The sequence below is a fragment of the Acinetobacter sp. TY1 genome (assembly GCF_048551395.1).
GTDB lineage: Bacteria > Pseudomonadota > Gammaproteobacteria > Pseudomonadales > Moraxellaceae > Acinetobacter.
Genome location: NZ_JBLYZK010000009.1, coordinates 77,841 through 104,368 on the forward strand (window position 1 = coordinate 77,841; position 26,528 = coordinate 104,368).

At 37.5% G+C, this 26,528-nt stretch carries 24 protein-coding genes; 13 read left to right on the forward strand and 11 right to left on the reverse strand.

Annotation, left to right across the window (positions count from 1 at the left end):
• The first annotated feature begins 2 nt into the window (after positions 1–2).
• Genes ACK2M2_RS07785 through ACK2M2_RS07795 form a run of 3 tightly spaced genes read left to right on the forward strand, consistent with a single transcriptional unit; the run spans position 3 to position 7,608 of the window.
• Positions 3–3,110, forward strand: a complete 3,108-nt coding sequence (locus tag ACK2M2_RS07785) for a multidrug efflux RND transporter permease subunit (protein WP_419347240.1) — start codon at positions 3–5, stop codon at positions 3,108–3,110.
• A complete protein-coding gene (locus ACK2M2_RS07790) occupies positions 3,107–6,208 on the forward strand; it encodes an efflux RND transporter permease subunit (RefSeq protein ID WP_419347243.1) in 3,102 nt (1,033 codons plus the stop codon). Before ACK2M2_RS07785 ends, ACK2M2_RS07790 begins: the two co-directional genes overlap by 4 nt.
• Before the next feature lie 8 nt (positions 6,209–6,216).
• Positions 6,217–7,608 (forward strand): efflux transporter outer membrane subunit, encoded by a 1,392-nt coding sequence (locus tag ACK2M2_RS07795; protein ID WP_419347246.1) that lies wholly within the window; start codon positions 6,217–6,219, stop codon positions 7,606–7,608.
• Positions 7,609–7,886: 278 nt separating this feature from the next.
• Here the strand turns inward: ACK2M2_RS07795 and uraH are convergent, their stop codons facing one another.
• Together uraH and ACK2M2_RS07805 are read right to left on the reverse strand one after the other, a co-directional pair.
• On the reverse strand, positions 7,887–8,285 hold the full coding sequence (gene uraH, locus ACK2M2_RS07800; protein WP_419347247.1) for a hydroxyisourate hydrolase: 399 nt from the start codon (positions 8,283–8,285) through the stop codon (positions 7,887–7,889).
• Positions 8,286–8,287: 2 nt separating this feature from the next.
• On the reverse strand, positions 8,288–8,785 hold the full coding sequence (locus tag ACK2M2_RS07805; protein WP_409512584.1) for a GlcG/HbpS family heme-binding protein: 498 nt from the start codon (positions 8,783–8,785) through the stop codon (positions 8,288–8,290).
• 102 nt (positions 8,786–8,887) lie between these two features.
• Here ACK2M2_RS07805 and ACK2M2_RS07810 point away from each other — a divergent pair, with 102 nt between their 5' ends.
• Both ACK2M2_RS07810 and ACK2M2_RS07815 read left to right on the forward strand, forming a co-directional pair.
• Positions 8,888–9,562 carry a heavy metal response regulator transcription factor gene (locus ACK2M2_RS07810; RefSeq protein ID WP_409512585.1) on the forward strand — a complete coding sequence of 225 codons (675 nt, stop codon included), beginning with the start codon at positions 8,888–8,890 and terminating at the stop codon, positions 9,560–9,562.
• Entirely contained in the window at positions 9,562–10,935 is a 1,374-nt protein-coding gene (locus ACK2M2_RS07815) for a heavy metal sensor histidine kinase (RefSeq protein ID WP_419347250.1), read from the forward strand. Before ACK2M2_RS07810 ends, ACK2M2_RS07815 begins: the two co-directional genes overlap by 1 nt.
• Positions 10,936–11,218: 283 nt before the next feature.
• On the opposite strand, the gene oxyR is transcribed toward ACK2M2_RS07815, so the two are convergent.
• From oxyR to rubA, 4 genes are all read right to left on the reverse strand, one after another.
• Positions 11,219–12,124, reverse strand: a complete 906-nt coding sequence (oxyR, locus tag ACK2M2_RS07820) for a LysR family transcriptional regulator OxyR (RefSeq protein ID WP_419347253.1) — start codon at positions 12,122–12,124, stop codon at positions 11,219–11,221.
• A gap of 13 nt (positions 12,125–12,137) precedes the next feature.
• Positions 12,138–13,076, reverse strand: coding sequence for an alpha/beta fold hydrolase (locus ACK2M2_RS07825; protein ID WP_409512588.1), 939 nt, complete (start codon positions 13,074–13,076; stop codon positions 12,138–12,140).
• 68 nt (positions 13,077–13,144) lie between these two features.
• On the reverse strand, positions 13,145–14,335 hold the full coding sequence (locus tag ACK2M2_RS07830) for an NAD(P)/FAD-dependent oxidoreductase (protein ID WP_409512589.1): 1,191 nt from the start codon (positions 14,333–14,335) through the stop codon (positions 13,145–13,147).
• Between the two features lie 73 nt (positions 14,336–14,408).
• The gene (rubA, locus tag ACK2M2_RS07835) at positions 14,409–14,573 is read right to left on the reverse strand and encodes a rubredoxin RubA (protein WP_409512590.1); all 165 of its coding nucleotides are present in this window, start codon (positions 14,571–14,573) and stop codon (positions 14,409–14,411) included.
• Between the two features lie 661 nt (positions 14,574–15,234).
• Between rubA and ACK2M2_RS07840 the strand changes: the two genes are divergently transcribed.
• The gene (locus ACK2M2_RS07840) at positions 15,235–15,777 is read left to right on the forward strand and encodes an adenine phosphoribosyltransferase (protein ID WP_409512591.1); all 543 of its coding nucleotides are present in this window, start codon (positions 15,235–15,237) and stop codon (positions 15,775–15,777) included.
• A gap of 136 nt (positions 15,778–15,913) precedes the next feature.
• On the opposite strand, the gene ACK2M2_RS07845 is transcribed toward ACK2M2_RS07840, so the two are convergent.
• Positions 15,914–16,420 carry a YqiA/YcfP family alpha/beta fold hydrolase gene (locus tag ACK2M2_RS07845; RefSeq protein WP_409512592.1) on the reverse strand — a complete coding sequence of 169 codons (507 nt, stop codon included), beginning with the start codon at positions 16,418–16,420 and terminating at the stop codon, positions 15,914–15,916.
• A gap of 173 nt (positions 16,421–16,593) precedes the next feature.
• A complete protein-coding gene (locus ACK2M2_RS07850; protein WP_419347256.1) occupies positions 16,594–17,322 on the reverse strand; it encodes a hypothetical protein in 729 nt (242 codons plus the stop codon).
• Between the two features lie 99 nt (positions 17,323–17,421).
• Between ACK2M2_RS07850 and lysS the strand changes: the two genes are divergently transcribed.
• Both lysS and ACK2M2_RS07860 read left to right on the forward strand, forming a co-directional pair.
• A complete protein-coding gene (gene lysS / locus ACK2M2_RS07855) occupies positions 17,422–18,954 on the forward strand; it encodes a lysine--tRNA ligase (RefSeq protein WP_419347259.1) in 1,533 nt (510 codons plus the stop codon).
• A gap of 199 nt (positions 18,955–19,153) precedes the next feature.
• Positions 19,154–20,611 carry a capsule assembly Wzi family protein gene (locus tag ACK2M2_RS07860; RefSeq protein WP_419347261.1) on the forward strand — a complete coding sequence of 486 codons (1,458 nt, stop codon included), beginning with the start codon at positions 19,154–19,156 and terminating at the stop codon, positions 20,609–20,611.
• A 287-nt stretch (positions 20,612–20,898) separates the two neighbouring features.
• Here the strand turns inward: ACK2M2_RS07860 and ACK2M2_RS07865 are convergent, their stop codons facing one another.
• On the reverse strand, positions 20,899–21,342 hold the full coding sequence (locus ACK2M2_RS07865; RefSeq protein ID WP_419347263.1) for a GNAT family N-acetyltransferase: 444 nt from the start codon (positions 21,340–21,342) through the stop codon (positions 20,899–20,901).
• 151 nt (positions 21,343–21,493) lie between these two features.
• Here ACK2M2_RS07865 and cysD point away from each other — a divergent pair, with 151 nt between their 5' ends.
• Together cysD and cysN are read left to right on the forward strand one after the other, a co-directional pair.
• Complete coding sequence (gene cysD / locus ACK2M2_RS07870) at positions 21,494–22,402, forward strand: sulfate adenylyltransferase subunit CysD (RefSeq protein ID WP_409512619.1); 909 nt, start codon at positions 21,494–21,496, stop codon at positions 22,400–22,402.
• 156 nt (positions 22,403–22,558) lie between these two features.
• The gene (cysN, locus tag ACK2M2_RS07875) at positions 22,559–24,172 is read left to right on the forward strand and encodes a sulfate adenylyltransferase subunit CysN (protein ID WP_419347266.1); all 1,614 of its coding nucleotides are present in this window, start codon (positions 22,559–22,561) and stop codon (positions 24,170–24,172) included.
• Positions 24,173–24,575: 403 nt separating this feature from the next.
• On the opposite strand, the gene ACK2M2_RS07880 is transcribed toward cysN, so the two are convergent.
• Positions 24,576–24,746: a hypothetical protein gene (locus ACK2M2_RS07880; protein ID WP_419347269.1), complete on the reverse strand. Its 171-nt coding sequence runs from the start codon at positions 24,744–24,746 to the stop codon at positions 24,576–24,578.
• Between the two features lie 292 nt (positions 24,747–25,038).
• On the opposite strand from ACK2M2_RS07880, the gene ACK2M2_RS07885 reads away from it, so the two are divergent.
• From ACK2M2_RS07885 to ACK2M2_RS07895, 3 genes are read left to right on the forward strand one after another with little or no spacing between them, the layout of a single operon-like run.
• Positions 25,039–25,548, forward strand: a complete 510-nt coding sequence (locus ACK2M2_RS07885) for a PadR family transcriptional regulator (RefSeq protein WP_419347314.1) — start codon at positions 25,039–25,041, stop codon at positions 25,546–25,548.
• A 9-nt stretch (positions 25,549–25,557) separates the two neighbouring features.
• Positions 25,558–25,875, forward strand: coding sequence for a DUF3861 domain-containing protein (locus tag ACK2M2_RS07890; protein WP_419347271.1), 318 nt, complete (start codon positions 25,558–25,560; stop codon positions 25,873–25,875).
• 14 nt (positions 25,876–25,889) lie between these two features.
• Positions 25,890–26,150, forward strand: coding sequence for a DUF2798 domain-containing protein (locus ACK2M2_RS07895; RefSeq protein ID WP_419347273.1), 261 nt, complete (start codon positions 25,890–25,892; stop codon positions 26,148–26,150).
• Positions 26,151–26,155: 5 nt separating this feature from the next.
• Here ACK2M2_RS07895 and ACK2M2_RS07900 read toward each other — a convergent pair whose 3' ends face one another.
• Positions 26,156–26,500 (reverse strand): thioredoxin family protein, encoded by a 345-nt coding sequence (locus ACK2M2_RS07900; RefSeq protein WP_419347276.1) that lies wholly within the window; start codon positions 26,498–26,500, stop codon positions 26,156–26,158.
• Between the last annotated feature and the right edge of the window lie 28 nt (positions 26,501–26,528).

The following is a 26,528-nucleotide window of genomic DNA, read 5'->3' on the forward strand; positions in this document are numbered from 1 at the left end:
TCATGAATATTTCAAGGTTCTTTATTTTACGTCCAGTCGCAACAACGCTACTGATGTTGGCGTTGCTGTTGAGTGGTCTGTTGGTTTGGCGAATGCTTCCTGTATCTGCTTTACCGCAAGTCGATTATCCGATTATTCAGGTGTATACCTTTCAGCCAGGAGCAAATCCAGACACGGTACAGCGAACTATTACCGCACCACTTGAACGTGAAATGGGGAAAATTGCTGGCTTAAAGCAAATGTCTTCCAACAGTTCAGTTGGAGCATCTGTTATTACATTGCAGTTTGATCTTAGTGCCGAGTTGGGCGTGGTAGAGCAAGAAGTTCAATCTTCATTAAGTACTGCGAGTAGTAAATTACCCAACGATTTACCAACACCACCAATTTATCGTAAAGTAAATCCCGCCGATGTTCCTGTCATTACATTGGCGATTAGCTCAGAAACATTACCATTAACGACTGTCTATGACATGGTTGATACTCGGGTTGCACAAAAACTGTCGCAACTGACGGGTGTGGGTATGGTGAGCCTTGCAGGGGGACAACGACCTGCAATCCGCGTACAAATGAATCCAACTGCACTGGCAAATTATAAAATGAGTGCGGAAGATGTTCGATCTGCGATTAATTCTGCCAATGCAAATCAACCGAAAGGAAGTTTTGATGGGCCATTTCGTACTACGATGTTGGATGCCAATGATCAAATTCGTTCAATTGCAGATTATGAAGCTTTAATTCTCCGCTGGAATAATGGTGCACCAATTCGCCTCAAAGATGTTGCAACCGTCATTGAGGGAAGTGAAGACCGTTATATGGCGGCATGGGCAGACAGCCAATCTGCAATTTTGGTCAATGTACAGCGTCAACCAAATGCTAATGTCATTCAGGTTGCCGATCAGATTAAAAAAATATTACCTGAGTTGCAACAGAATCTACCCGATAATGTCAAAATTCGTATTTTGACTGATCGAACTGAAAGTATTCGTAGTTCGATTCATGATGTGCAAAAGGAATTGGTTTTTGCTGTGTGTTTGGTAGTGATGGTAACGTTCTTATTTTTAAGAAACCTTTCTGCCACGATTATTCCAAGTATTGCTGTACCGCTGTCGATTATTGGTACATTTGTTTTAATGTATTTTCTAGGCTTTTCTGTCAATAATTTGACGCTGATGGCACTGACCATCGCCACTGGTTTTGTGGTCGATGATGCAATTGTGATGTTGGAAAACATTGCCCGACATCGAGAGTCTGGTGAAAGTTTATTACAGGCAGCACTAAAAGGTTCAAGGGAAATTGGATTTACCCTTATTTCGCTTACAGTGTCATTAATCGCAGTACTCATTCCTTTACTGTTTATGGGCGATGTGGTGGGACGTTTGTTTCACGAGTTTGCTGTGACTTTAGCAGTAGCGATTGGATTATCCCTCGTCGTTTCACTCACGCTTACCCCAATGATGTGTGCGTATTTACTTAAAAATACCCAACATGCCTCTTCACGTAGCCGATGGAGCTTGGATTGGGTTATTCAGCAATATGGCAAAGGATTGCAGTGGGTTTTTAAACATCAAACACTTACCTTAGTTGTGATGCTAACTACGGTCATGTTAGCAGGTGTTATGTATTGGATGATTCCAAAAGGATTTTTCCCTGTACAAGACAGTGGCGTTATTCAAGTCGTGACAGAAGCACCTGATGATATTTCGTTCCAAGCCATGAGCGAACGTCAACAAGCTTTGGCACAACAAATTTTAAAAGATCCTGCAGTTGAAAGTTTGTCCTCATTTATTGGGATTGATGCCAATAATCCAAAGCTCAGTAATGGTCGAATTCTTATTAATCTTAAACCTTATGCTGAACGTGATAGTGCATCAGAAGTGATAACCCGTTTAAGAGGAGAATTTGAACAGGTCAAAGGCATTCAAGGCTGGATGCAGCTTGTACAGGAATTAAGTATTGAAGACAAAATTAGTCGAACCCAATATCAATTAAGCCTTACGGCAACTCATACTGCAGATTTAGAGCAATGGACACCAGTTTTGGTTGATGCTTTACGCAAGCAGACAGAATTTTCTGATGTGACCCGTGATGGTGGTGGATTAGGTTTGCAAGCCTTTATTGATGTGAATCGTGATGCGGCAGCACGATTGGATTTAAATATTGAAGACATCAGCTTGGCACTGCAAAATTTATTTGCGCAGCGACAAATTGCCACTTTATACACACAGTCGAATCAATACCGTATTGTGTTAGAACTTGCACCAGATTCAACACAAGGTTTTGATGCTCTAGCACAAACTTATATTCATAATAAGAATGGTGAGCCGATTTTACTCAGTTCCGTGGCAACAATTGTGCAAAAACGTATCCCGATTCTTATACAACAACAAGCACAATTTCCTGCCAATGGTGTGTCATTTAATTTAGCAAAAGATGTGGCATTGGGTGATGCAATTACTGTGATTCATGAAGTTGAAAAGCAATTAAATTTACCGATTGATGTCAAAGTAAAACTCCAAGGTGCTGCGGCAGCGTATGAAAACTCAAAACAGCATACATTTTGGTTAGTTATTGCTGCGGTTGTTACGATGTACATCGTGTTAGGAATTTTATACGAAAGTTTTATTCATCCGATTACTATTCTCTCCACTTTACCTTCTGCTGCAATCGGAGCTTTGCTTGCGCTGTTTATGGTCAATCGGCCATTAGACATGATTGCTCTCATTGGCATAATTTTACTGATTGGTTTGGTGAAGAAGAATGGCATTATGATGGTCGACTTTGCTTTGGCTGCACAGCGCAATGAAGGTCTGTCACCGCAACAAGCAATTTACCAAGCAGCACTCATGCGTTTCCGTCCTATTTTAATGACGACTTTAGCCGCATTGGTGGGTGCAATTCCATTGATGTTGGCATCAGGGGCAGGGGCTGAGCTTAGACAACCGCTTGGAATTGTTATGGTCGGTGGATTGATATTAAGTCAAGTTCTGACACTCTTTACTACACCTGTGGTGTATTTGTTTTTTGATCGGTTACAACAGTCTTTTAGTCAACCAGACTCAAGTCAAGCGATTGCTAAAGAGCTTGCTCAAGAACAGGGGAGTAAGTCTTGAATTTACTCTCAACGTTCATTCATCGACCAGTAGCAAGTGTTTTAATCGCTATTGCAATCGTCTTATTAGGTATTTTGGCATATTTACGTTTGCCTGTTGCTGCTTTGCCACAAGCAGATATTCCAACCATTGTGGTACGAGCAAGTTTACCTGGTGCAAGCCCTGAAAGTATGTCTGCAACAGTAGCAATGCCATTGGAACGTGCCATGATGGGTGTTTCGGGGGTCAAAGCCATTAACTCATCGAGTAGTCAGAGTTCGGCACAAGTGGTTTTGAATTTTGATTTGGCAACCGACATTAATGAAGCGGCAAGAGAAGTACAGGCAGCCATCAATGCCGCCATGTCACAGTTACCCTCAGGCATGCCCAACCCACCTGAATATTTTAAGGTGAACCCAAGCCAAAGCCCTATTTATTACTTAGCACTGAGTTCGGAACATTTATCTGCGGGTAAATTGTATGAAATCGCAAGTGATCTATTACAACCTAATTTGGCACAGCTCAGCGGTGTGGGGGAGGTTTCTATTGATGGTGCTTCCATGCCTGCGGTGCGAATTACCTTAAATCCAAATGCGCTTATTTCGCAAGGCGTTACTTTAGAGCAGGTACGTGAAGCCATTGATAAAAGTAACCGTACACAAGCGCTTGGTGTGGTTGAAACTGAACAATTACGTTGGCAAGTGGCACTTTCTAGCAACTTAAAAACAGCGGCTGATTTTGCCAATCTGACTATACATAAAAATGCTCAAACCATTGTACGGTTAAAAGATGTGGCTGAGGTTCAAGACTCAGTGGAAAACCGTTATGTGAGTGGCTTTCATAATGGTAAACCCGCAGTCATTATTAAAATTAGCCGACAGCCGAATGCCAACACCGTTGCAACCATTGAGAAAATTAAAGAAAGATTGCCTGAATTGCAAATGATGATCCCTGAGGATGCTCAACTTGCAACAGTAATGGATGGTTCAAAAATTATTCGGGCAGGTTTAGATGAAGCAAGAGATACTTTGTTGCTTTCAATCATTTTGGTCGTGATTGTTGTCGCAATAATGCTTGGGCGAGTACAAAGTGCATTGGTGCCTGCTGTAGCTTTAATTGTGGTTTTGATTGGCGCAAGCAGTTTGGTGTACTTGGCTGGATTTTCACTTAACAATTTGTCCATTATGGCAGTCATTGTCGCTATTGGACTTGTGGTTGATGATGCTATTGTGGTTCTCGAAAATATTGAACGTCATATAGAGCAAGGCGAACAACCCATTCAAGCTGCCTTAAAGGGCATTCAGGAAGTTGGGACGACCTTGGTTGCTATGAATTTAGCTTTAGTCGTGATTTTTATCTCTATTTTGTTTATGGGGGGAGTAATTGAGCGCCTCTTTCGAGAGTTCTCTTTAACTTTAGTTTTTATTGTTATTTTATCGGTAGTGATTTCACTGATATTAACGCCAAGCTTATCTGCACGCTGTCTGAAACCATTGGCTAGCTATCAACATCAAGCGCTGTATCAATATAGTCATCGGTGGATGCAAAGTCTAAATCGAGCTTATTTAGTATCTTTAAAATGGATGCTCAGGCATAGCTATTTGATTATTGTGTTATGGGTTAGTGCAATTGTTGGCTCGGCTTACATTTATCAAACCCTACCTAAACGTGTATTGCCTGAGCAAGATACAGGGCAAATCGATGCCTTTATTCGAGGCGATGATGGATTTTCATTTCAAATTATGCAGCCCAAAATTGCAGCTTTTAGCGAGAGCGTTCTGAAAGATCCTGCGGTACAAAATGTAGTAGGAACTTCGGGTGGCTCAGGTGGGACAACCAATTCATCATTGATGGTGAGTTTAAAACCAAAAGCTGAACGAGATGGTCAAAGTGCTCATGAAGTTGCAGAGCGTTTGAAACAGAATGCGCCGTGGCAGGCAGGGGCAATTTTTTCTGCACGTGTAAAACAAGAGTTGGAACTTGATGATCCATTTGGTGGAAGTGGACAGGATTATATGTTACTCCTGCAATCTGACAATGTGGCATTGCTACGTGAGTGGGTTCCTAAAGTTGCATTGGCAATGCAAAAACTTCCTCAGCTTGAAGAAGTAGAGTCGATGGGCGATGAAGGTGCGCAACATGTAACTTTAGAAATTGACCGTGAGGCTGCTCGACGCTTGGGCGTAAATATAGAAAGTATTTCCAGTGTCTTAAATAATTCATTTTCACAGCGCCAAATTTCAACGATTTATGATCAGACACAACAGTTTCATGTGGTTATGGAAGTCGATAAACGTTTTACCGAACAACCTGAGGCTTTGACCAATATACGCGTACCGAATCAGCAAGGCGAGTCAGTTCCATTAAGTAATTTTGCCACATGGTCTTACGGAATTACCAATGATCGAGTATATCGTCGTAATCAATATGCTGCCATGGGAATTGGTTATGTCGTAAAACCAGAATATACCAATGAACAAGCCGATGCCGCAATTCGTTCAGTTCTACCTGAAGTCATGTTGCCAAACGAAATTTTCATGACCAGTGATAAAGAAGCCGAAGAACAAAGCTTACAAAGTGGCTTAAGCACGCCTGTACTTGTGTTGGTGGTGATTTTAATGATCTATATCGTATTAGGTGTGACCTATGAAAGTGTACTTCATCCTTTTACGATTCTGTCCACCATACCCGCAGTCGCCTTGGGAGCTTTATTGACACTATGGACATTTGGCTTCCATTTTACCCTAATTGCCTTGTTGGGAATGTTCCTACTCATTGGGGTCGTGGTGAAAAATGCCATTCTTCTCATTGATTTTACATTGATGGAAAGGCGGGCAGGAAAATCAGCTTATCAGGCAGTGTTATCAGCAGCGGAACTACGGTTTAGACCCATTCTCATGACGAACACGGCAGCATTGTTAGGTACTGTTCCATTGGCACTCAGTTGGGGTGAAGGGGCTGAATTGCGTCAGCCATTAGGTGTAGTGATTGTCGGTGGATTGGCGCTTGGACAATTACTTACTTTATATACTACGCCTGTGTTGTATTTAGTTTTGGAAAAATGTGCTGAATTTTTTAAAAGATCGAAAAATGTGCATGCGATTGATTTGGGTAAATAGGAAACAAAATGCAGAGTTTAATTTATAAAAATTTGATGAGCCTAAGTTGCGTGCTCATTTTAACTGCTTGCAGTTCTCATATGCTATTGCAACCACCTGAATATAAAATTCCACTTATACAAGCCGATGATCAATATAAATATGCAGATTTAAATTGGGTACAAACCTCAGCCATTAAAACTTCCGATGATGGGTGGTGGGACATTTATCAAGACCCAGTGTTAAGTCGGTTGATGGAACAATTGAATAAAGAAAATTTAAGTTTAAAACAAGCTGAAGCACGTTATCATCAGGCACAAGCATTACTTGATATACAACGCGCCAATCGGTTACCAAACATCACAGTAAATGGTTCTACAAACCGTAATGGGGCAAAAAACATATCAACAAGCGGTCAATTTGGGTTGGCTCTTCAAGCCAGTTGGGTACCTGATGTATGGGGGCGAGTGGCAAAAGCCATTGAAGGGCAACAAGCCAATTTAGAAGCGAATCAAGCAGATTTAGACGCTGTGAAATTAAACCAACAGTTGTTAGCTACAGAAACTTATTGGAATATCAGAGTGTTGGATGCTCAATTCGATTTGCTTGAACATACTCTAAAAAGTTATATTCGCTCAGTTCAAATTTTAAAGAATCAATACAATGCAGGCATGATTGCTCGGGCAGATGTCATACAGGCTGAAACCCAATTAAAGCAGGTACAAATCAAACAGATTGAAACAACTAGAGATCGAAATTTACAAGAAAACATTTTGTCAGTGTTACAAGGTAAAAGTGTTGCCCAATTTCAATTGACCAAACAAAAGCAAGTATTGACAGTACCACACATACCATCAGAGCTTCCGAGCCGATTATTGGTACAGCGTCCCGATGTTATTCATGCAGAACGTGAATTAGCAATAATGCATGCTGAACTAGGATTAGCCCAAACAGCATGGTTGCCAGATGTAACAATTGGCTTAAATGGAGGGTTAAATAGTCAAATTTTTAGTCATCTTTTTCAATCGCCACAATACTTATGGTCTACAGGTTTACAAGCTGCAACAATTATTTTTGATGGTGGCACACGAAAAGTTGAAATTGCTCAGGCTCAAGCCAATTATGATGAAAAATTAGCAGCGTATAAGCAGGCAATTTTAACGGGGTGGAAAGATGTCGAAGATGCTTTGTTACAAGCATCGAGTTTTAAACAGCAACAAGATGAACAAGCGAAACTATTTGCCTTGGCAACTGAAAATGAACAAGTTGCGATTCGGCGTTACAATGCAGGTTTGGTGAGTTATTTGGAAGTAGTAACTGCTCAAAACTTAAGATTACAGGCAGAGCAAACTACTTTACAATTGCAGCAGTTACAATTGAATAATACTGCACAATTGGTTGCTGCATTGGGAGGAGGTTGAGAAGGTTTTAATTAAGATATTGTTATTAAGTTTTTTTCAGCCAAGATTTCAGCACAAAGTAGCGTATATAAAATTTTAGATTAGATATCAACACTAAAGTTTCGAAATACCTATGAAAATTGAGTGGGTCAAAATAAGGTTCGTGAAATTTATTTTTTGCTTATAAATTACATGAAAGCAGTTGTGAATAGCCAATAAAATTAGAAAAGCATATTCATGTATGAAAAAGTATGAACAAAATAATAATCATTTTATTCATACTTTTTTGTCATTAACGTTTAATTGCCACGATAGGTTGAATAACCATAAGGGCTCACTAATAAAGGAATATGATAGTGCTTTACTGCACCATCTACATTAAAGATGACAGGCACTTCTGGAAAGAAACTATTTTCATTATGACTTTTAAACCAATCACCTGTTTTAAAAGTCACGCGATAAACACCTTGTTCAAGTGTTTTATGATCAGGGTATAGCGCAGTAACACGTCCATTTTCATTGGTGAATTTTTCATTGAGTTTGATCCATTGACCTTTTTTATTTTGTTCAAGTACAACAGCAACTTCAGATGATGGCAATCCAGTTTGTAAGTTAAGTACATGTACACTTAAAGGATTATCAGCAGCCATTGTATATGCACTTAATAGCATTCCTGTACCCAATACCAATACTTTCATATTTATATCTCCTGTGAATTAAATGTCATTTTGATTGCTTGTTCAGCACATAAATCATCATTTTTAGAACCACCAGAACCCGCAATTCCAATGGCTCCGACGACTTCATTTTGATAAACAATTGGAAAACCACCGCCTAACAACAATAGTTCTGAGAAAGAAGTGAGGTTTTGTGAGTCAATATTCTGCCGAGCATTTTGGCTAAAAATAGTGGTCGGAGTTTTAGTTGAAAGTGCAGTAAATGCTTTTTTTTGTGCAGCGATTGCATTATGTGGCCCAACACTTTCATGACGTTTGATTAAGAGAGGTTGACCACTACGATCCAATATCGCAACAGCTAAATGCTTATTTAACTGTTGACAAGATTTTTCAGCATTTATCGCTAATTTTTCTGCTGTAGCTAAATTAAGATTATACTGCTTTGAAAGTTCAAAATTTTCTGCAAAACTAGGCGCGCTAAAAAACAATCCCAGCATCAGTCCTAAAATGACTTTTTCCATACGACCCACCTCTTTGTATTGCTTTTAGTCTAATTAAGCAGTCGAAGTGCAACATGACATTTACATTACAATCTTGTCATTTTAGAAATGGATGTTCCTATCATGCGTATTCTTATTATTGAAGATGAAACAAAAATTGCAGGTTATTTGGTACAAGGTTTAATCGAGTCTGGATATCAAGCGCAATATGTTAATCATGGTCTTGAAGGGCTAGAGCTTTTAAAAAAAAAGCGATTTGATTTGGTTATTTTAGATGTAATGCTGCCCGATATTGATGGCTGGACTGTATTACAAATATTGCGACAATTTTCTCAGGTTCCTGTGATCTTTCTGACCGCTAAAGATCAGATTATGGATCGGGTCAAAGGGTTGGAATTAGGAGCAGATGATTATCTTGCCAAACCTTTTTCATATGTCGAATTGTTGGCTCGAATTAAAAGTTTATTTCGTCGCCAACAAGTTCAAATGGGTAATATTTTAACGCTTGCAGATTTACAACTTGATTTGACTCAACACAAAGTTTTACGTGCGAATCAATTGATTGAATTGAGTAAAAAAGAATTTGATTTGTTACGTTTTTTGATGCAACACCATAATCAAATTATTTCACGTCGCCAAATTGCATCAGAAGTCTGGCGAATCAATTTTGATACAGATACGAATTTTATTGATGTTGCCATCCGACGGTTACGTCAAAAAGTAGATGATATCAGTGAACTTAAATTAATTCATACCATTCGTGGTTTAGGCTATAAACTTTCAGAAGAGATTGTTTGATGAATGTGCGTTCACTAGAGTTTCGACTTACACTCATGGTGACACTTGTCTGTACCATTATATTGTGCTTGGTTGGTATTTTGACTTATTTAGGAATCGACCGTATCTTGATTCGTGAACAGGATCAGGCTCTAGCCTCGCGTATAGAACGTTTGGAAATATTACTTCAAGATAGCGAAAATATTCAACAAATCGTTCAGAAACCTAAGATTTATCAAAATATGTTAGGAAACCAAGATAATCTATTTATCTTAATTCATGACAAAGAAAAATTAATTAATATCAATCCATTAGATATCAATATTCCCGATTTGATCGCTGATCAAAAAATCCATTTTCTTGACCTGCATCAAGGTGAATTATCGACTCGCATCGCTTGGAAAAATTTTGAAATTTCAGGACAATCCTATCAATTAATTGCAGGGAAACAATGGTCTGAACGTCTTGGTATTTTATATTCTTTTCGCAATGACCTGATTTTTTATTTTGGTATAGGCATCGGAATAATATGTTTATTTTGTTGGTTTGTTTGCCGTTTCGGGTTAACGGGTCTACGTGAACTAACTCATCAAACTCAGGCTATAGATATTCAATCTTTACAACAGAGGATTGTGATTCGGCATAAAAGCAGTGACATTATGCAACTGAGCCATGCGATTAATCATATGTTGCAACGTATTGAAAGTGGTTATCAGGAGCTTAATCGTTTTTCAGAGAATATTGCACATGAATTTCGAACACCATTGAATAACGTGATGGGACAAACTGAAATTTTACTTTCAGAGCCTCGTACATCTGCTCAATATCAAGAATTACTGATTTCACATTTAGATGAATATCAACGTTTAAAGCGCATGATCGACAGCATGTTATTTCTAGCGAGAGCAGAGCAACAGCAAGTTAGACTAGATTTTCAGTCTATCGAAATTCAAGAATTTATTGAAAATATTTTGAGTTTTTATGAACTTCTAGCGAGTGAAAAGCGTATACAGATCATGTCAGAAGTTGAAAATTTAATTGTTAAAACGGATCCTGATTTATTACAACGTGCAATCTCTAATCTAGTTGAAAATGCAGTTTTACATGGCTCAGAAGGTGGCATCATTCATCTTTATGCAAAATACGTTACATATAAAAACCGAGAAATGATTAAGATTTCTGTGCTTAGTCAAGATGTATTCATTGAAAATCAGCATTTACCTTATATTTTTGAACGCTTTTATCAGTGCCAGTCATCTCGTCATTTACAAGGGCGCTCTGGTGGTTTGGGTTTGTCGATTGTGGCTTCAATTATGAAATTACAAGAGGGTGATTATCATGTTGAAAATACAGAATGTGGGGTTTGTTTTTCTCTTTATATACCCATTCATTGATCTAATTTTGATTAAAATAGAGGATGGTTTTTCTTTTTTAAATGACTAAATGTTCAAAATTTTGTCGGAAATAATAAAATCTAAAATGTGGAATTACAAAAAATATTTTAGATTGTTATAAATTGACCAAACAATTGCTTAGATCAAAAATTGAATAATTATATACAAGATGACTGTAAAAATTGCTTACTAATAGAATTACATAAAAATTTATATCTAAGAAAAACAATACAATAAAAAACCCCAATATTAAATTGGGGTTTTAAAATAATACAATACGGACTTAATGCAAATCAGAGGTAATTTTTTGCAAAATTTGTAAAAGAACATCAAACTCATTTTGTAATGGCGTACTTTTACGCGTAACTAAAGCCAATACACGAGAAGGCGCATTTTCGATCTGTTTAATGACAATCTGTTCATTGCTTTTCAGCATATGTGCATGAATTGCGATTTCAGGCAGTAAGGTAAAACCAAGATTGGCACTAACCATTTCAATCAAAGTCGGTAAAGAACTCGCTTTTAGGCGGTGATCATTTTTACGTTCACTAATTGGACAGACACTTAAAGTATGGTCACGTAAACAATGACCTTCTTCAAGTAGCATTAAATGTGTTAAATCGAGGTCATCTAGCTTTCTTGCATTGGCAGCATTTTGATCATTTTTATTGTAAACCAAAAATAAACTTTCTTTTGCAACTTCAGCAACTTTTAGACCACGTGTATCGAAAGGTAGAGCGAGCATGATCATGTCCAAATTACCATGTTCAAGCTTTTCTACAATTTTATCACTTTGCGCTTCATGCAAATGTAACTGAATTTTGGGCAGTTGCTTATGCACTTCATCTAATAATTTAGACAAAATAAAAGGCGCAATAGTCGGAATAATACCAAGATGTAGATCACCCGTAAGCGGCTCACTCATCTCACGGCTTAATCGCATTAAGTCCTGAGCATCGGCAAGAAGGACACGGGCGCGGGCGACAACTTGTTCACCCAACGGAGTTAAACGTACGTTTTGACGATCGCGTTCAACAAGTACGCCACCCAATAAACGTTCAAGCTCCATAATCCCGCCTGAAAGCGTAGATTGAGTGACGAACGAACGGCGCGCTGCTTCAGTAAAGTGCAACGTCTCAGACAATGTCACCAAATATGACAGCTGTCTTAGGGATGGTAATGCAGCCATAGTGTCCTAATATTTACGATTTAAAATGATGAGCAAATAATCCACTAAGTTGAGGAATAAAGTGCGGAGGGATATCATGCCCCATTCCTTCAATTAATTCAAACTTAGCACCTGATATTGCCTTGGCAACAGCCTTACCATGACTCGGTGGAAGTAGACGATCTTTTGATCCATGAACTACTAAAGTCGGTTTTTGAATCTGTTTATCCAATGGTAATAATGAACCTGTACATAATATTGCTAAAAACTGTTGAAGTACACCCGCTGGATGATAACTTCGTTGATATAACTTACGAGCGGTCTGTAAAGCTTCCAATTGATTTAAATATCCAGGAGAACCAATCGTTTTAAAAACTTTTAACGAATGATTGATAATACCTTGTTCATCACGCGATTCAGGTTTACCAATGAGTGTAAATAATTGCTTTGGAAAGGGTGGTGGCAGTAAAGGCTGATTATTACTGGTGAATATTAACCCTAATTTTCCAATTTTTTCAGGATATTTTGCTGCAAGAATTTGTGCGATCATACCGCCCATGGAAGCCCCAATAATATGGGGTTGATCTAAACCTAAGCGATCAATAAGTAGTGCAACATCATCTGCCATATCATAAAGATTATAAGGCGCGCCATTATTAGGTAAGCCTATGGCAAAACGCCCCATCAGTTTTAAATGATTCAAACGAGGGCCTTTGTGGCGAATTTTAGAAGATAGACCAATATCACGGTTATCAAAGCGAATTACACGATAGCCTTGATCAATAAGAGATTTACAGAAAAAATCGGGCCAAAATAACATTTGTGCACCTAAGCCCATAATCAACAAAATGGCTGGATCAGTTTCTTTTCCGCCTATTTCAACATGCAATTGCACACCATTACCCAAGTCAATCGAAGTTTCTTGCATAAAAGGTGTGTAAGGAGAGATTTGGAACTGAAGTGCACTATTCATTATTATTTTTCCTAGATAGTGAAAGAGGTCTGTATCTTTTATATGGATACAGACCTTTAAAAATCAATTTAAACTGTAGCAGGAATCAGGTCAGGAACGAGTTTAGTCAAAGCTAAGCGTTGTTTGCCTGCAGTTGCACCGAGCAAGACAAAACCTCTGAGTGTACCTGTTGAATCAATGGCTTTTGACAACATACCATCTTCAAACTCTTCATTTTCCCAATTGACTTCAACACCCACAGGCACAGGAAGCACAGTCAGTGGAGCAGCAGGTGTTTTAACAGCAACGGGCATAGCTGGATAGTGGACATTCGTATTTTGACCATCAAGTGTTTTTGCAAGTGCACGTGCTTGTTGCATCAGAGGCATCACATAAGGCAATAATGTACCATTAATTTCTGCACAGTCACCGATTGCATAAATATCCGGTTGATTGGTTTCCATTAGGGTATTTGCAATGATGCCACGGCTTGTTTCAATATTCGCCGTTTTTGCTAAGGCAATATTTGGCTGTAAACCAATCGCAGAAAGTACGACATCTGCAACTAACGATTGACCATTAGCGAGTACAACTTGGTAGCCAATATCAATTTTACTGATTTTTTCAACCGTTGTGCCGAGTGCGAACTGAATGCCTGATTCTTGTAAATTGTGTTGGAAGGCTTGTGCAACATGTGCTGGCAAAAGTCGACCTAAAGGCTGTGGCGCTAAATCAATCACCGTGACTTTGTGACCTGTATTTTGTAGATCATTGGCAAATTCACAACCAATTAGACCTGCACCTAAAATGACTACACGTTTTTCACCTGATTCAGCAGTAGAGCACTGATTCAGTGAGTCGCGAAATGCACGGTAATCAATCAATGAATTTACGACATGAATGTCATCACTACCATCACCTGCAATGGCTAAACGGACAGGATTGGCACCCACAGCAAGAATAAGTTTGGAGTAACCTTGAGTTGTGGTTTGACCTGCTTGATCTAGGGTTAATTCATGTTTATCAGCATCAATCGATTTAACCCATGTATCGTTTTCAATGCGAATATTGAGTTGTGTACGCATTTTTGTCGCATCGGCAAGACCAATTTGATCAGGTGCTTTGTTACCGACTAAAGCATTGGAAAGCGTCGGTTTTGCATAATTCACCGCATCGTCAGCACTGATCATAACCAATTCTTGTGTTGGATTTAATTTGCGGAATTCCCGTGCTAGGGTATAACCGGCCATTCCTGAGCCAATAATGACGATTGGTTGCATATTTTTCTCCGCTTTTTACTTATTCAAATAACATAAAAAAAGACCATGCAGCATCATGGTCTTTGTCTTGTAATCAGATTTCGACCATTTCGAAGTCTGCTTTAGACACGCCACAGTCAGGGCAAGTCCAATCATCAGGAATATCTTCCCATTTTGTGCCAGCAGTAATACCATCCAATGGCCAACCTTCTGCTTCGTCATAAATCCAACCACAAACGATGCATTGATACTTCTTCATTTAACTCTCCAAAAAAACCAACAGCTCATCAGCTAGACTCTTGGTTTTTATATGACCTTTATAATATGCTCAGACTTCTTATTTTGTATTGCTACATTCTTTATTATTACCGTAAATAAAGGCGATAAAGAATTTCAATCAGAAGTCTATTGAAATGTTGCTCTAAGTTTACATATTCAATTCAATTGAATTTTTACGCAGTTTCAATATGAAAGTAAAGTAATTAAAGGGAGTTTACCGTACTAATCTGAAAGCTGAATGGCAGAGTAGGACAAAAGCAGGGGCGTTTTGGCAAATATATGATTATTTTGTCTAACAATTTATATCGTCGTATTTTATTTAATCAACCGAATTGTTAAATAATTAATTGTTTATAAATGTGAGGATGAGTTTTAATGCATTTTTCATATTGAAAGATAATGACATAAAATGAAAATCTTTAGACTATTGTCTAGCATGATTTTTGTATGTAATGAGGTATAATTAAATCAGAATATTATATACCCAATATTTCATATAAAAATGATGTAAATAAAATCAATTAGTTATGTTTTTTCATTGACTCTTTCATTGCTATTAAAAAACCCTTGAGCTGTTAAATTGTATAAAAATGCGTTAATATTCACCTATTCCTTATTATACTATTCTCCCTATTATGAACATGTCTACTGCTTTGTGGTCACACATTCGTACTGTCCAAAATTTTCCAAAACCAGGTATTTGTTTCTATGATTTAACGCCATTGTTTATGAATAAACTTGAAGCGTTAACAGATGCACTTATTGCCAGTATTCCTGTAGATCAACTTGAGCAATTAGACAGTTTTGTAGCAGTAGAAGCACGTGGCTTTGTATTGGCGAGCTTACTTGCACAACGTACAGGCAAAGGTTTATTGTTGGTGCGTAAAGCAGGTAAATTACCACCTCCAGTTGTGGGTGTCGGTTATAGCCTCGAATATGGTTTAGATCGTTTAGAAATGTCGGCTGACATTGCAGCGCAAAAAGTGATTATTGTTGATGATGTCTTGGCAACGGGTGGCACACTACGAGCTGTAAAACAGTTGATGGATAAATGTCATCACACGGTATTGGGTGCAAGTATTTTTCTTGACTTACCTACACTGCATGGTGATTTAGGTATGACGATTTGGTCTGTATTAGATGAAAGTTCAAAACCTGTCATCAAAGAAGTTGAAGTTGCATAAGCAATAGACTTCAAACGTATAGATTTTTGTTCTTGATGAATAAAAAAACCTGTCTATTGCAGGTTTTTTTATGCGTGAAAATTACAATAATTTAAGATTGATGTATAAAAAGTATTGATCAATCAAATCGAAAAAATTAGGACTGAAGAAAGGTTTTCTGCATATATTCGATTAATGCATTCAAATTTTCAGGTTGCGCCAAACGATGATGACCACCTTCAATACTTTTAATTTGCATGAAGGGCTCAAGCTGCTCTGATACTTCATACATATTTAGAACTTCATCGCCAAGTTCAATATAAGCAGTTTGTGGGATATCGTGCTCAAGATCATGTTCATCTATAGGGCAGTAATCATCTCTAAAGTTAGGCGAAAGGCTAGGGTTGGCAATGATTGCAGGCATTCGATGTAGAGAGGAAAGTTTTAGCGCCCAATAACCGCCTAGACTGTGACCAACTAAAAGATCAGGCTTAATAGTTGCAATAGCGTCATTATAAAATTTTTCGACCGTTGCATAATTCAAATTGCGATAATCAACATCTATGCAAAACTTTTTAGTAGCATGAATGGCATGAAATTTAGTTGATTCTCGAGAAGAATCAAGTCCATGTAAAAATAAAATTCTTAAATTACTTTGATTCATTGTTATCGCTTTCATACTGTCTTTTATACAAAGATAGATTTGAATTGAAACGTTATATTTCAATTAACTTTCTGGTTCTGTTCATTGTACGTATTAGCAATAATATGAAAAGTTAGCTTTTGGTCTAAGATGATTAAACGACTGTATGATTTTATACTGATTGAGATGAATACTTATTCCGAATTACATTGAATAATCAGCGGTTGATCAATCGTAAACGGTATAGGAATACCATATTGATTGTAGGGATAGAAGCGTGCTTTTTTGAATTGTGAGGTCATTAAATGAATGGTTTCTTGATCTAAAGTTGGATTATATTTGACGGCATAAATTTGCCCTTCAGAATCTACAGACAAATTGGCATTGAAGATAAGTTGATGATTTTGATCAGGTCGTATTTTTAATCCCTTTTGTTGTCGTGTTTCATTATTACAGAGGTTTTGCAGTCCATCATTCATGGCTTTGAAACCCGGTTTAATGTTGTACTGAAATCCTCTTGGGAATTTGATTACTAAGATGTATTTGCCATAATAAAAATCGGTTTTTAGTAGATTTTTTTCATCAGTATTTAAATTGGATTTACTCGAAAGGCTATCAATTTTAGGTAGTTGAGAAATTTTGATCTGACGAGCAATATTTAAGGCTCGAGTATTTAAAAGACTGAGTTGGGCATGCGGATTTAATAATTTGACTTGAATTTGTTGATTGAGCTGTGGAATTAATTCAAGTTGCCAAACGTAATTTTGTGTATTTACGTTAGTGGATTCGATACGAGTCGGCAGATCTTTACGTGCTGTGTTTAATATTTGAATAGGTGAAGCAATCGTTACACTGCATTTAATCATCCCGATCAAAATCAGCAACATGGTCTTGTGTATGCTTGAATGCAATTGCTTATCCATTTTTTATTTTTGTAGGCTCATTGAATTATAGTCATACGCATTATGTTGTAAATCTGCTATGCTATGCAACTTCCGTTTTTAATTACAATCGAGGCAGAGATGACGCAACAAAACGCTCAATCGACTTCTGAACCAACTATTTCCGAGAACGATTTAATAGCACAGCGTCATGCCAAGCTTAAACAAATACAAGACAAGGCTCAAGAAACTGGAACGAGTCCTTGGCCAAATACCTTTAAACGTGAACATTACGCACAAGATTTGCAAGATCAATTTGCAGAAATGTCTAAAGAAGACATCGAAGCAGGTGAGAAAGTTTATGTGTCTGTCGCGGGTCGTGTAATGTTGAATCGTGGATCATTCATAGTGATTCAAGACATGACAGGTCGTATTCAGTTGTATGTTGCACGTAAAGAACTTGAACCTGATGTTTTAGAGACAATAAAAAGCTTAGACCTTGGTGATATTGTTGCAGCTAAAGGTTATATCGGTCGTTCTGGTAAAGGTGATCTTTATGTTCATATCGAACATTTTGAACTTTTAACTAAATCACTTCGTCCACTTCCAGATAAATTCCATGGCTTAACAGATACTGAAGCTAAATACCGTAAGCGTTATTTAGATTTAATCGTGAATGAAGAAACACGTAAAACTTTTGAAATTCGTGCAAAAGTCGTGTCAGGTATTCGTGCGTATTTAACCAATGAACGCTTCATGGAAGTTGAAACGCCAATGATGCATGTGATTCCTGGTGGTGCATCTGCACGTCCATTTGAAACACATCATAATGCGTTGGATATGCCATTGTTCTTACGTATTGCACCTGAACTTTATTTAAAACGTTTGGTTGTAGGTGGTTTTGAACGTGTATTCGAAATTAACCGTAACTTCCGTAACGAAGGTGTATCAACGCGTCACAATCCTGAATTCACCATGATTGAATTCTATCAAGCCTATGCAGATTACAAAGACTTGATGGAATTGACTGAAAAGATGCTTGAAAAATTAGCCATCGACATTTTAGGTTCAACTGATGTTCCTTATGGCGAAGAAGTGTATAGCTTCAAAGGGCCATACAAAAAAATCTCAATGTTCGATGCGATTCTTGAGAATAATCCACAGTTCACACCTGAAAATGTCGGTGATCGTGAATTCCTTGCAAACTTCGTTAAAAATGAATTGAAAGAACAAGTTAAACCAGGTTTTGGTTTAGGTAAACTTCAAACGATTGTATTTGAAGAAACCGTTGAAACTAAACTTCGTCAACCAACTTTCATTACTGAATATCCTGCGGAAACTTCTCCACTTGCACGTCGTAATGATGATAATCCACATATTACCGATCGTTTTGAATTCTTTATTGGCGGTCGAGAGCTGGCGAATGGCTTCTCAGAGTTGAACGACCCAATCGATCAAGCAGAACGTTTCCAGGCACAGGTTTCAGAGAAAGATGCAGGTGATGATGAAGCAATGCATTATGATGCTGAATTTGTTGAAGCATTGGAATACGGTTTACCTCCTACAGCAGGTCAGGGTATTGGTATTGACCGTTTGGTGATGTTATTCGCCAATGCACCAAGTATCCGTGATGTGATTTTGTTCCCACATATGCGTATTAAACAAAGCAACTAATTTTTTTAAATAAGTTGTTGTTTAAAAGTAAAAAAGCCACTGATTTTAGTGGTTTTTTTATATCAATTTTGAGCCTTAATTATTTGTTGAGAGACCTAGTTTTAAATACACATGATAGATAAACACACAGATTTACCATTGAATAAAGTGACTAAAATCTTTATGGTGGGGCGGAGAAAATAAACTTGAGAAATAACACATGTATTTAAGAAAAGCGCTCTATGCTGCAGTTTTAACGACGATGAGTCTGCCTATTTTTGCACAAGGTTTAGTGCTGAACAATGAAGATATTCGCACTGACTTAAATTGGTTAACTCAGCAAGGCGTGATTCAGATCAGTACATCGACATGGCCAATGAGTGGTAATGAAATTCAGCGCGCGCTTTCTCAAGCTAAAATTTCAAATAATGCACAACAAAAAGTGATTGATTCAATCCAAAATGCGTTGAAAGCGGACAATCAAACTGCAAAAATAGGATTATTCGCAGAAACGGATCAAAAAAATATTCCACAAGCCTTTGGGGATAGTACTAAAGCTCAATATGTTGGATCACTTGAATTAAATGCAGGTGGCGAAAATTGGGATGGTAAATTACGTGTTAATGCAGAAAAAGATCCACAAATTGACAATGGTCAAGACGTCAATGTTGAGGGTTCTTATATCGCAGGAAAATTATGGAACCAATGGTTGATTGCAGGACAAATGCCGACTTACTGGGGCCCAGGTCATGATGGTAGTTTAATTCGTGGTGATGCGAGTCGTCCTGTTTATGGTTTTACTGCGCAACGTGCGGAACAAAAAGCATTTGATACAAAATGGTTGTCTTGGGTTGGTCCTTGGCAGTATCAAGCATTTGCGGGTCAACTTGATGATTACGAAGCAATTCCTGATGCGAAAATATTAGGCTTTCGTTTAACAGCTCAGCCACTTCCGTATTTGGAGTTAGGGGCATCTCGTATTCTACAGTGGGGTGGAGAAGGTCGTCCTGAAAGTTGGGATTCGCTTTGGAATGCAATAAAAGGTAATGATAATTTTAATGATGGTGATGATGATAAATCGAACCAAATTGCAGGATTTGATGGGCGTTTAAATTTACAGCCTTTACTTGATGTACCTGTAAGCCTATATGGGCAGTATGTCGGTGAAGATGAAGCTGGATTATTACCATCGAAGAAAATGTACTTAGCTGGCGCTGATTTTTCATCAAGTTATAAAAATATGCCGTATCAGCTTTATGCCGAGTGGGCAGATACACGTACTAATGGCGATGCAAAAGGGATTTCATATAGTCACTATATTTATCAAGATGGTTATTACCAACACGGCTTTCCGCTCGGACATGCAATGGGCGGTGATGGTGAAATGATTTCGATGGGTGGTGATATTCGTTTTGATGTAATGAATCGCTTAAGTGGTCGTGTGATGTATGCCAAAGTGAATCAATCTGCAGCTCATTTTGGTGATGATCAAATTAATAAAGCGTTTCCTGAAGATGATAAAATTAAAGCACTTGATTTAACATGGACACATTATTTGAAGCCGACTTTACCATTGAAAATCAATGGTTGGGTGAGTGATTCAGATCGTCAAGGTAATGATGCTGGGGCATCTATTGGAATTGAAATTCCACTTGATCGTGATATTTTTGGTTTCTAAGAAGTGACTGTTTGAAATACTCATTATAAAAGTTCATATCAATATATTACATATGGACTTTTATATAATGAACGATTAATTAAAGTATAAAAATACCTGATTTCAGGTATAGCACTGTTATTTTTAGAACGTTATTCTATAAGTGCTTATCCATCATGACCTTGATGAATAAGTTATTCCTACTTTAAAGCATGAAAGATGAGGTTGTGCTTTTATGTATTTTAAGGCTTATTCATATTGGATAAGCCTTTTTTTAATAAAATTGCATAACTTCAACAATACGAATTTTAGAGTGTCTGTTTATACTGAATAAATCCTGTTTGACTCGCAACTTGATCATAAAGATATTGTGCGGCGATATTCGATTTTTGTGTTAGCCAATAGATACGATCAAATTTTTCAGCACATACTGTATAACTATGTTCAATCAGTTTACGAGCAAATCCTTGATTTCTAAAATTTTCATCAATATATAAATCTTGTAAATAACAATACGGTTTTTCTGTCCACATACTCATGTGTGAAATTAAATGTACAAAACCCATCATTTTTCCTTCATGAATCAGCGCATAACCAAACATATCTGCTTGCTCTGAATTTGTGATTCTCTTCCAAGATAATCTTATTTGTTGTTCTGTCATTTCTGATTTATAAAAGTTTAAATAACCTTGCCAAAGAGGAAGCCATTGCTCAAACTTTATCTGTTCTAATGAAAGGATATTGGTCATCATTTTATTGCGTTCTCGTGATTTATATATGATGTTTTTTTATATCAATATAAAAAAACAAGCAATAGAAAGGGATTGTAAATCACTATAATGAATATAAATTTTAATATGTGTAATAAGTACACGTTTTTGTGAGTTGGTGCTGTCAATGTCTATATCTGAGGAAAGACTTACTCATCTCAAGCAACTTGAAGCTGAGAGTATTCATATTATCCGTGAAGTTGCTGCTGAGTTTGAAAACCCAGTCATGCTTTATTCAATCGGGAAAGACTCAGCAGTAATGCTGCATCTTGCATTAAAAGCATTTTATCCTGCAAAACTTCCTTTCCCACTGTTGCATGTCGACACAGGTTGGAAGTTTAAGGAAATGATTAAGTTCCGCGATAATATGGCAAAAGAGCATGGTTTTGACCTAATTGTTCATCAGAATAAAGAAGGCAAAGATGCAGATGTAAATCCATTCGATTACGGTAGTTCAAAATATACTGACATTATGAAAACCCAAGGCTTAAAGCAAGCTTTGGATAAATATCAGTTTGATGCGGCTTTTGGTGGCGCACGCCGTGATGAAGAAAAATCACGTGCTAAAGAACGTGTTTATTCGTTCCGTGATTCTAAACATCGTTGGGATCCGAAAAACCAACGTCCTGAACTTTGGAATCTTTACAATGGTAAAGTGAACAAAGGTGAAAGTATTCGTGTATTCCCATTGTCAAACTGGACTGAATTAGACATTTGGCAATATATTTATCAAGAAAGTATTCCTTTAGTGCCTTTATATTTGGCTGCTGAGCGTCCAGTTGTTGAGCGTGATGGTACGCTCATCATGGTTGATGATGAACGTATGCGCTTGAAAGAAGGTGAAGTTCCACAAATGAAATCGGTACGTTTCCGTACTTTAGGCTGTTACCCATTGACTGGCGCAGTTGAATCTAAAGCGGATACCTTGCCTGAAATTATCCAAGAAATGCTTTTGGCAACAAGCTCAGAGCGTCAAGGTCGTATGATTGACCATGATGAAGCGGGCTCGATGGAAAAGAAAAAGCAAGAAGGTTATTTCTAAATTAATTTTTAATCTCCCCCCATGCGCAGCAGTGCTACTCATCTTTTAAAAGAGGGTGAATCCTGAAAAGAAAGAGTGGAAAGTCCCTCTTTCTCAAAGAGGGATATAGGGAGATTAAAAAACCGATTTCTAAAGAATATTGTGGAGCTTTGAGCGATGTCTCATCAATCAGAATTGATTAGCCAAGATATCTTGGCATATTTAAAACAGCACGAAAATAAAGACTTATTGCGCTTTCTAACTTGCGGTAATGTGGATGATGGTAAATCAACTTTAATCGGTCGTTTACTTTACGATTCAAAATTGATTTATGAAGATCAGTTACAAGCCGTAACTCGTGATTCAAAAAAAGTCGGTACAACAGGTGATGCACCTGACTTGGCGTTACTTGTAGACGGTCTACAAGCTGAACGTGAGCAAGGGATTACCATTGATGTCGCTTATCGTTATTTCTCGACTGAAAAACGTAAATTCATCATTGCGGATACTCCAGGGCATGAGCAATATACGCGTAACATGGCGACAGGTGCGTCTACTGCGGATCTTGCGATTATTTTGATCGATGCTCGTTATGGTGTTCAAACACAAACGCGTCGTCATACTTATATTGCGAGCCTTTTAGGGATTCGTAATATTGTAGTTGCGATCAATAAGATGGACTTGGTTGAATTCTCTGAAACTCGCTTCAACGAAATTCAAGCAGAGTACAATGATTTCGTCAATCAATTGGGTGATCGCAAACCTGCCAATATTATCTTCACACCAATTTCTGCATTGAATGGTGATAATGTGGTGAATCCATCAGCGAATACGCCGTGGTATAACGGTAAAACACTGATGAATACTTTGGAAACAGTCGAAATCAGCCGTGACACAAGCGCACATGAATTCCGTTTTCCTGTGCAGTATGTGAATCGTCCGAACCTCGACTTCCGTGGTTTCTGCGGTACGATTGCTTTAGGTTCTGTGAAAGTTGGCGATGAAATCGTGACTTTGCCATCAGGCAAAAAATCAACAGTTAAAGAGATTGTGACTTTTGATGGCAATTTAGAACATGCTATTGCAGGTCAAGCAGTGACGTTGACCTTGAATGATGAGATCGACGTTTCTCGTGGTAATGTTTTGGTGAAAGCTGGAGAGCAACCACTCATTTCACGTTCGGCTCGTGCAACTGTGGTATGGATGGCAGATCAACCTTTAGTGGTGGGTAAGTTATTTAACGTTAAGTTTGGTACGCAAACCATTCCTGCCAAAGTATCTAAAATCAATTTCCGTACCAATGTGAATACTTTGGAAAAAATGGAAGTTGATCAATTAGATTTAAATGCCATTGCTGATATTGATATTGAGTTTGATGTACCTATGGTCTTTGACCGTTATAACGACAGTCGTTATACAGGCTCATTTATTTTCATTGACCGTTTAAGCAATGTAACGGTGGGTGCAGGTATGGTTGAGTCTGCAATCGAATGGTCAGCGCATGATGAACCTGTCACAGCAGAAGCGCGTGCAGCTCGTTTGGGTCAGAAACCTGCTGTTGTGGCTGTAACAGCTAAAGCACTTGAAAATGCGCAAGCACTTGAGAGTTTGCTCATTCAGCAAGGTGTAGTTGCAATTGCTAAAGTTGGCTTAACAGCAGAACAAGTGGCATTACTTCGTCAAACAGGTATTGTTGTGATCACTGATCTGGAGCAAGGTGCAGATGTAACATTAACTCAGGAAGCTGTTGAAGAACTTGCTGAGAAAATTGTGGAAACTGTTCGACTGTAATAGATGAATTGATGTGAAAAGCCCACGTCAGTGGGCTTTTTTATGACAATACAATAGGTGAATGCATTGAATTAGATGATTCAATTATATTGAAAAAGTATATTGCTATGCGCGTGAATAGATTCAGAATAAAGCAAAAAAGAATCAAGCCTTTGAATAGTAATCTTGATATAAATAAAAAATGCTGTTTGTAGTCATTATATAAGTAGAGTTTTTAAAAAATGAAAATATAAGCGACTGTGAGAGTTGGTCATTATTTTTAGAATATTTAATGTCGTAAGTGGAGTAGCCAAATGACTCCGCGGCTTATGCTTATTATGGCGACGAAAATAGCCTGAAAATCAAAGAATATCAAAAAGCTCCATCCAGATGCACCATTTACTTTTGATGCTTAGAATTCGACCTAATTAATATAAAAATAAGCCAGAACTTGAAATATAACGATAGCTTTGAAAGCATAATCCCAAGGGAACTGTAAAAACCACGCCCAAGCGATAATTGCCAATGTGCTTAAGCCTGTGAAAAATGCAATTTCAAGTCGATTTTGCCATGTCATCGAAAGATGGTTAAACATAATGCTGCACCTCAAATTTTGCAGCTGAGATGGTTTAATTTTTATCTCAATAAAATTGTATTTTCAAATCGATCATAATCTTTTAACAGTTTAAAATATATCGTTTTTTGATAGATATTGTTTAACCTATTTTTGCTGTATCACATGAAGCTAAAAATAAAGAATCTATATTTTTAGTAAGGAATAGGAAGGCACTGTAGTTGTGGTGTTGTAATTTAAAAATTATAAGGTTGAAATTTTATTACTTCACATATAAGATATATCTTAATAAGTCTTATGGTATGTCTTAATGATGTCAAATTCAGAAGATTTTATTGATATCGAAAATAGTAAAAAGCCACGCAAACGCCTGTTTGAAGCAGGGCATATGAAGCTTTTGGTATTACATCTGATTGCGCAAACCCCTCAGTTTAGTTATGACATTATTAAAGAAATTGGCAATATTGTGGGTGGTGGTTATAGCCCAAGCACAGGTACGATTTATCCAACGTTAAATTATCTTGAAGAACAACAGTTTATTCAGTCAGATATAACGTTAGATGATCGTAAACAATATCGTATAACAGATGCAGGAATGGTGCATTTACAACAGCAAATTGAAACGGTTGAAAAAATAATGAATCGTTTTGATACTCGCAAACAGATTCAAAACAACCAACAATATTTAGAGATTAAACGTGCGATGGAGCATCTTAAAGCCTCGCTACGCCTCAAAATTCAACACTGCGAACTGAGTGTAGAACAAGTCCAAGATATAGCCGATAAGATAGATCAAGCCGCTGTTGAAATTAGTCGTTTATAGGAGCAGAACATGAAACAACATCAATATGAAGTAACTGTAAAACACATTGCCGATGCGCAAGGTCAGCCTTCAAGCTACAGCGAGGTTTTACAGTTTCAAGCCTATAACCATGATGATTTATTTAAAATTTTGGAAAAATTGGCTAAAGCTAACTTACTTGATGATGAAAAAACTAAAGCATTTACCGTGGGATTGAAACTATTTGGTGAAACTTTATTGGAAAATAAAGACATTCCGCTATTTAAAGAATTTTTGCCACAGTTTGCACACTTTATGAAAGCTTTAAAGCAAACCGTTAAAACTCAAAATCAAGATGAAATGAATTAAAAAATAGGTCTTATATGTCAAATCATTTTCCAAAATTTCACCCTAAACACTTGGCTTGGTTAATGCCATTAATTTTATCAGCCATCATGAGTGGCACTATTTCATGTTTTAACATGTGGATGAATTTAGGGTTTATTGATGGGTTTTTATCAACTTGGTTACATGCATGGGGCATATCATGGCTTCTCGCATTTCCACTGATTTTAGTGATGTTACCTTTGGTACGTAAATTTTTGATGCAGTTTGTGTATGCACCCAGTCATTTGGAAAAATAAGTGATTTAATCTTCAATATGAGCGAATGTTCGGCTTAAAATATTTTGCATTTCTAGCACATTTTTAACGCCTACAATACGCTGAATAATTTTTCCTTGGTAAAAAATTAAGGTTGATGGGAGTCCGTAGACGTTATAGCGTAAAGTGAGAATGGGGGATTGGTCGATATTCACTTTCCCAAATTTAATGTTGATTTGTGTACTTTGAAAATACGTAGCCGTTTGTTCAAAAAATGGAAAATTTTGTACACAGGGTGCACACCAATCTGCGTAAAAACGAATCACAGCAAAGCCATCATGCCATTCAAAGTCACTATAATTATTTTCTGTATATTCGATAATATAATGCATTAGACCATCACTATTCATTTGCTAAATA

Excerpts from the sequence above, each read along its gene's own strand:
- cysN (WP_419347266.1), top strand. The coding sequence starts at position 22,559 with ATGTCTCATCAATCAGAATTGATTAGCCAAGATATCTTGGCATATTTA.
- ACK2M2_RS07795 (WP_419347246.1), top strand. The coding sequence starts at position 6,217 with ATGCAGAGTTTAATTTATAAAAATTTGATGAGCCTAAGTTGCGTGCTC.
- ACK2M2_RS07805 (WP_409512584.1), bottom strand. The coding sequence starts at position 8,785 with ATGGAAAAAGTCATTTTAGGACTGATGCTGGGATTGTTTTTTAGCGCG.
- uraH (WP_419347247.1), bottom strand. The coding sequence starts at position 8,285 with ATGAAAGTATTGGTATTGGGTACAGGAATGCTATTAAGTGCATATACA.
- ACK2M2_RS07785 (WP_419347240.1), top strand. The coding sequence starts at position 3 with ATGAATATTTCAAGGTTCTTTATTTTACGTCCAGTCGCAACAACGCTA.
- ACK2M2_RS07825 (WP_409512588.1), bottom strand. The coding sequence starts at position 13,076 with ATGAATAGTGCACTTCAGTTCCAAATCTCTCCTTACACACCTTTTATG.
- ACK2M2_RS07880 (WP_419347269.1), bottom strand. The coding sequence starts at position 24,746 with ATGTTTAACCATCTTTCGATGACATGGCAAAATCGACTTGAAATTGCA.
- ACK2M2_RS07865 (WP_419347263.1), bottom strand. The coding sequence starts at position 21,342 with ATGATGACCAATATCCTTTCATTAGAACAGATAAAGTTTGAGCAATGG.
- ACK2M2_RS07885 (WP_419347314.1), top strand. The coding sequence starts at position 25,039 with ATGTCAAATTCAGAAGATTTTATTGATATCGAAAATAGTAAAAAGCCA.
- ACK2M2_RS07845 (WP_409512592.1), bottom strand. The coding sequence starts at position 16,420 with ATGAATCAAAGTAATTTAAGAATTTTATTTTTACATGGACTTGATTCT.
- ACK2M2_RS07840 (WP_409512591.1), top strand. The coding sequence starts at position 15,235 with ATGTCTACTGCTTTGTGGTCACACATTCGTACTGTCCAAAATTTTCCA.
- ACK2M2_RS07895 (WP_419347273.1), top strand. The coding sequence starts at position 25,890 with ATGTCAAATCATTTTCCAAAATTTCACCCTAAACACTTGGCTTGGTTA.
- ACK2M2_RS07900 (WP_419347276.1), bottom strand. The coding sequence starts at position 26,500 with ATGCATTATATTATCGAATATACAGAAAATAATTATAGTGACTTTGAA.
- ACK2M2_RS07810 (WP_409512585.1), top strand. The coding sequence starts at position 8,888 with ATGCGTATTCTTATTATTGAAGATGAAACAAAAATTGCAGGTTATTTG.
- ACK2M2_RS07860 (WP_419347261.1), top strand. The coding sequence starts at position 19,154 with ATGTATTTAAGAAAAGCGCTCTATGCTGCAGTTTTAACGACGATGAGT.
- ACK2M2_RS07850 (WP_419347256.1), bottom strand. The coding sequence starts at position 17,322 with ATGGATAAGCAATTGCATTCAAGCATACACAAGACCATGTTGCTGATT.
- oxyR (WP_419347253.1), bottom strand. The coding sequence starts at position 12,124 with ATGGCTGCATTACCATCCCTAAGACAGCTGTCATATTTGGTGACATTG.
- ACK2M2_RS07815 (WP_419347250.1), top strand. The coding sequence starts at position 9,562 with ATGAATGTGCGTTCACTAGAGTTTCGACTTACACTCATGGTGACACTT.
- ACK2M2_RS07890 (WP_419347271.1), top strand. The coding sequence starts at position 25,558 with ATGAAACAACATCAATATGAAGTAACTGTAAAACACATTGCCGATGCG.
- ACK2M2_RS07830 (WP_409512589.1), bottom strand. The coding sequence starts at position 14,335 with ATGCAACCAATCGTCATTATTGGCTCAGGAATGGCCGGTTATACCCTA.
- rubA (WP_409512590.1), bottom strand. The coding sequence starts at position 14,573 with ATGAAGAAGTATCAATGCATCGTTTGTGGTTGGATTTATGACGAAGCA.
- lysS (WP_419347259.1), top strand. The coding sequence starts at position 17,422 with ATGACGCAACAAAACGCTCAATCGACTTCTGAACCAACTATTTCCGAG.